A 2866-nucleotide genomic window follows, 5' to 3' on the forward strand; every position below is an offset into this window, starting at 1 on the left:
CGGCGGCTTTGCCCAGCGCGTCCTGATTGATGGCCAGGACTTCGGAGTTGGTCAGCAGGTTGAGGGTAAAGGCATCGAGCTTGCTGAGGTCATTCCCGAGCAGCAGCGGAGCGGCGAGCATGCTCCAGAGGCTGATGTGGCTATATTGCTCGTCCGGCGTCAGGCGCGATGGGCGTGGATCGCCCCAGCCGACGTGGCCGACCACGAGCATATCGGGATCGTTCCAGCGGCCAGGCGCAACATACTGGCTGTAGGGCGCGATGCTGAAGCCGGTTTCGAGCACGCTGTGCCAGCTGTCGACGATGTCGCCGGTCATGCGCCATGCCTGGCCGTTGACCTTTGGCCCCCAGGTCCAGACTTGCTGTTCGCCGTATTGGCAAAGACTGAACACGATGCTGCGCGGCTGGGTGCGCAAGGCGTCGCCCATCAGCTGGAAGGGTTTCATATGCGCTTCCAGCGTTGGCGTCTTGGCGATCAGGTCACCATAGCTGCATAGATCGTATTTGAGGAAGTCCACACCCCAGCGCGCGTAGGTCGCGGCATCCTGCGCTTCGTGCTGGTAAGCGCCCTGGAATTTGCCGCAGGTGGTAGGGCCAGGTGAGGAGTAAATGCCGAAGCGCAGGCCAAGGCCGTGCAGGTAATTGCCCAAGGAAGCCATGTCCGGAAAGCGCTCGTTGCCGGGCAGTTCGCCATCGGCGGCGCGTGCCTCCGCCTGCCAGCCGTCGTCGATGTTCAGGGAGCTCCAGCCTTTGGCGGCCAGGCCGGAATCGACCATGATGCGCGCGCTGGCACGCACTTTCTCATCGCTGACATTGACGCCGAAGGCATTCCAGCTGTTCCAGCCCAGCGGCGGCGTGAGCGCAAGCTGGTCGCCGGCTTGCAGCGTCCAGATTCGGCTCGTCGCGCCGATGGTATTTTTTGCGCGCAGGGTGATGGCATACTCGCCTGCCGCCGGCACGGTGCCGCGGATGATGCCGGTGTCCACATCGAGCGTCAGTCCGGCGGGCAAATCGTCGGCCGCGAAATGCAGTGGGGCCGTGCCGGTTGCCGGGATGCGGAATACCAGCGGTGTGCCAGGCCGGGCGCCCAGCACGCGCGCGCCATGGATCGCCGGCGCAGGTCCGTCGGCAGGCGTCAGCAGGTAGGGCAGCGGCAGGGTGGACGTGACGCTGCGTCCCGATTGCGCATCGACGAAACGCAGCTTTGCCTCAACACCGGGGCCGGTCTGCAACGTCCAGTGCAAGGTTTGCGACTGGCTGGGCGCGACGGCCAGCGCGGTGCTGCGGCGTTGCAGTGCCTTGCCGCTGCGCTGGTCGAATAATTCCAGTTCAAGCTTGCCGCGCTGGCGCGTCGCGAATTCGTTGGCGACGGATAGGGCAAGCGCGACCTTGCCGTCGGGGCGGAAATCGAAATGGGCGCGGTCGGCGCTCAGGCGCAGACCGTCGGCGCGGTTGGGAATGGTGAGAAAGGGCGCGTCCTTATAGAATCCGCCACCGCCAACGCCGTCATACACGCGGATCGCGATGACATTGTCCTGATCCCAGTGCACCGGTACTTTCGCCAGATCGACCTGATAGTTTCGCAGTGCCTGTGCGCGTCCGTCGAAGCCGCCGGCGTCTTCCGGCATGCGGCCCGTTTTTCCGATCAATACGCCGTTCAGGTAGGTTTCGTCGGTATCGTCAATGGCGGCCAGGTACACGTGTAAGCGCTGCGGCCAGTCGCTGCCGGCTTTCAGCGAAGAGGGAATCGTTACGTGAATGCGATACCAGGAATACCCGTCATAGCCATCGAAGCCTTGCTTTTCATAGTTATGGGTGGTGTCGATGTTGGCCCAGCTGCTGTCGTCAAACCCAGGTTGCGCGCGCTGCGGGTCGTCGCCGGTAGCGAAGCGGGCTTGCGGCATATCGATGCGCGCGACCGTTACGGCAGGCGCTGCCTGAGCGCCGTACATCAACAGGATGCTACTTAAGCCCGCGAACAGGCGTCGAACGATACACATGGCGTCTCCCTGGAACATGCTTTGTTTGTTTTATTGCATGTTAAATCCAGTCGGGATACCGGAGCTATGGTAGGTAGCGAGTTAGCTATATGGATTGGGAATAGCGCCCGGGTGTCATGGCGTGATGCTGCTTGAATGAGCGCTGCAAATGAGCCTGGTCGGCGAAGCCCATCGCGAACGCGGCCTCGCTGATGGACATGCCTTTGCCAATCAAGCTGCGCGCTTCGTTCACGCGCTTATCCTGCAGATAGTCGCCTGGCGTCATGCCATAGCGTTTGCTGAACTGGCGGATGAAAGTGGACGGCGTCATGCCGCAAGCCTCGGCCAATGTCGCCACGCTCAGATGCAAGCCGCCTTCCGACCGCATCAGCGCTTCGGCAGGTGCGAGTTGTTTCGCTGTCGCAGCGCCGGCGACCGCCGGCCGCATCCAGCCGGCCAGCACTTTCGGCAGTAGCTCGGAAAGGTGCTGCGGGGAGTTGAGTAAGCCATCAAGCGCTGCCCACAGGGCGGCATCCCTCGCGCAGTGCGTGACGAATTCAGACTGGCTTCCGATGGCATCGTGCAGCCACGCGGCATCGATATACAGCATCCGATAGGACCAGCGCGCAGGCGTCACTGTATTGCAGGCGTGGACGACATGCGGCTCGATCAGCACCACGGTTCCCGCGCCGATATCAGCTGGTCCGGACGGATGCTGAAAAACCGCGCTGCCGGAATCGACAAGGCCGATCGAATACTCGTCGTGCGTATGCGGCCGATAGCAGTCGCTGGAGTCGACGCTGATGCGCAGTTCCCACCAGGGGGAATTAGCGTCGCGCAGGATATTGTGGGCAGAAGGCATGCGAATCAGCTTAGCATAAGCAGCAC

The 2866-nt window shown here is 62.5% G+C and carries 2 protein-coding genes; both read right to left on the reverse strand.

Annotated elements, in window-relative coordinates; genetic code table 11:
* Positions 1-1999, reverse strand: a 1999-nt coding sequence (locus AB4Z11_RS28430) for a putative Ig domain-containing protein (RefSeq protein WP_442029180.1), incomplete at its 3' end; no start/stop codon positions are given.
* A gap of 85 nt (positions 2000-2084) precedes the next feature.
* Positions 2085-2866 (reverse strand): helix-turn-helix domain-containing protein (locus AB4Z11_RS28435; RefSeq protein ID WP_442029181.1); only part of this gene is annotated, 782 nt, incomplete at its 5' end.

Origin of the sequence: Pseudoduganella sp. RAF53_2, from assembly GCF_052113985.1 — a bacterium.
Lineage (GTDB): Bacteria > Pseudomonadota > Gammaproteobacteria > Burkholderiales > Burkholderiaceae_D > Rugamonas.